The organism is Pseudomonas sp. KCJK9000 (assembly GCF_046230725.1).
GTDB classification, from domain to species: Bacteria; Pseudomonadota; Gammaproteobacteria; order Pseudomonadales; family Pseudomonadaceae; genus Aquipseudomonas; species Aquipseudomonas promysalinigenes.
Window position 1 is genome coordinate 1 of sequence record NZ_JBJJLN010000122.1, and the last position, 1,973, is coordinate 1,973.

Sequence of the window (1,973 nt, forward strand, 5' to 3'; positions counted from 1 at the left end):
TTTGGTGCCCGACCTTTAAGCCAACCTTTATCATGAGAAATCGCAATTGCCTCTGCCTTACCATAATCCCCCGAGCGCAACCCAAAATGTTTCTCAAATTGCGAAACAGAACCACCGTGAGGGAAAGTCGCTTCATGCGCTGAGGTCTTAACGAGCTGCATAGTCGACTTACCAGTTTTAGGATCAAAGTCGTCTACATGGTGCCATGTATAGTCATCTACTGCAGGATCAGAAGCTTTAATGCCAGCTTCTTTGAAAGCTTGAGTGAAGTCTCGACCTCTGGAACCTTGCATCGTTATCGTTACAATGTTTTTCTGGTTCCCAGTTACGGGAAATAAGTGTTCGTTATCAGCCTCCTCCAAAAAAATACTTTGTTATCTTATTTTAAATACTAAACCCATTCCGCTAGACCCAACTGGTGCAAGTGCCCGCTGCCGTTATACAAGTAGTTGAGCTTGCGCCCATCCATCGGGCCGCACTGGTGACAGCGGTAGATCGGATCATGAGTGTAGTCTAACAGCAGTGACGTAATCGTCTAGGTGGCGAGGAAATCCACCTCCGTTAGATCCAAGCGAACAACCAGGCTGCCCTGGTTGTTTGCTACCATTCATCCGAGAAAAACTATTAGAAAGGACAAGCTCACATATCACTCCGACCTTCAACAAAACAAATACCAATCACAGATTTATTCTGAAGCGACTCAGCTGCCCGATCCGACACCACAATGCGCGACATGCTTTCCAGTGCACGGAAAATCGAATGAGTTGGCTCGATATCCTGAAGAACGATTTTACTGAATCTTTTTGGTCCATCGGGTAATGATTTTATTAAGGGCTTATAAACGCACCTTTCCATATCAAAAGCGCTTTCCGACATCAAATAATTTACTGCATAATAATCATTATATAAATCCCCATTAATCGCAACGCACGCAGGAATAAACTGGATTTCGCTTTCAAGCCCCATCGCAACAAAAATATCAACAAGCCTTGACGTTACGATGTCAGGTCCATCACTAAAAAGATAATCAAACTTCCTAAACGCACTCAAACCAACTTTTTTATTGAGTGAAAGTCGAACAGACAAATCAGAACCTGAAATCAACTTACATTCTTGAAAGCTCAGGTGATCTATGCTGGACCCATGATCATAGGAAAGCCAATATTTTTCAGGATAACTATCCACAGGCTCGAGCAACTTCATTAACACGCCCCCCTCTAATTGAATTTTTATTAAGCTTTATTTGACCCTTGCGCAACCCCTGACGATTCTCACTAATAATATCATCAACAGCTGCCTTGTATTGGGCTTGCGTCCATTTTTCCTGGCGCCCGACTTTTTCCACCTCATTTAAACTTGCTTTTACATCGCGACTATACCCTGGATGGGATCCTCTATGAATAGTTCGTGTAGGATGAAACTCCTCATGCGTAGGGAGATATATTATATTATTCAACGCATGTATATTCATACCTAACGCTTTTAAAACAGGATGATTCACTAGTTGCTGTGGGATAGTATGGTGTTTTTGAAACCCTTCGATGCCCGGCATCGTGTTGTACGTTGCCAGCCCCATTGGGTTGATCCAGAGAATAGGGCTAGGAGCATATAAATAGAGATTAAACCCTCCTTCCAACCCAATTGGATCTTGCGTAGAGAACCTTCCGCACTCCGGATCATAGTACCGAAACGTGTTGTAATACAGTCCGGTTTCATCATCAAAGTGCTGTCCTTGGAAGCGCAGGTTCTGCTCGATCTCACTTATCGGCAGACTCTCTATTACGCCCCATGAGCGATACGTCGCCTGCCAAACGATCTCGCCATCACTGTCCGTCAGCTCCAGCGGCGTGCCAATCTGGTCAGTATGGAAGTAATAAACCTTCTGCTCCTCTCCTTCCGCCTGATCGACCTGCGCCAACGGCGCATAGCTCCCCGGCTCGTACAGGTACAAGATGCTTTGTCCTGGCGTCTCC

Annotated in this window: 3 protein-coding genes; all 3 read right to left on the reverse strand. The window is 45.0% G+C overall.

Annotated elements, in window-relative coordinates:
* Positions 1–293: HNH endonuclease (locus ACK59H_RS22850; protein ID WP_409264979.1), on the reverse strand; the 293-nt coding region annotated here is incomplete at its 3' end.
* 346 nt (positions 294–639) lie between these two features.
* Positions 640–1,203, reverse strand: a complete 564-nt coding sequence (locus ACK59H_RS22855; RefSeq protein WP_409264980.1) for a hypothetical protein — start codon at positions 1,201–1,203, stop codon at positions 640–642.
* On the reverse strand, positions 1,178–1,973 hold a 796-nt coding region (locus ACK59H_RS22860), incomplete at its 5' end, for an RHS repeat-associated core domain-containing protein (protein WP_409264981.1). The genes ACK59H_RS22855 and ACK59H_RS22860, both read right to left, overlap by 26 nt.

Coding starts and splice junctions, on each gene's coding strand:
- ACK59H_RS22855 (WP_409264980.1), bottom strand. CDS start 1,203: ATGAAGTTGCTCGAGCCTGTGGATAGTTATCCTGAAAAATATTGGCTT.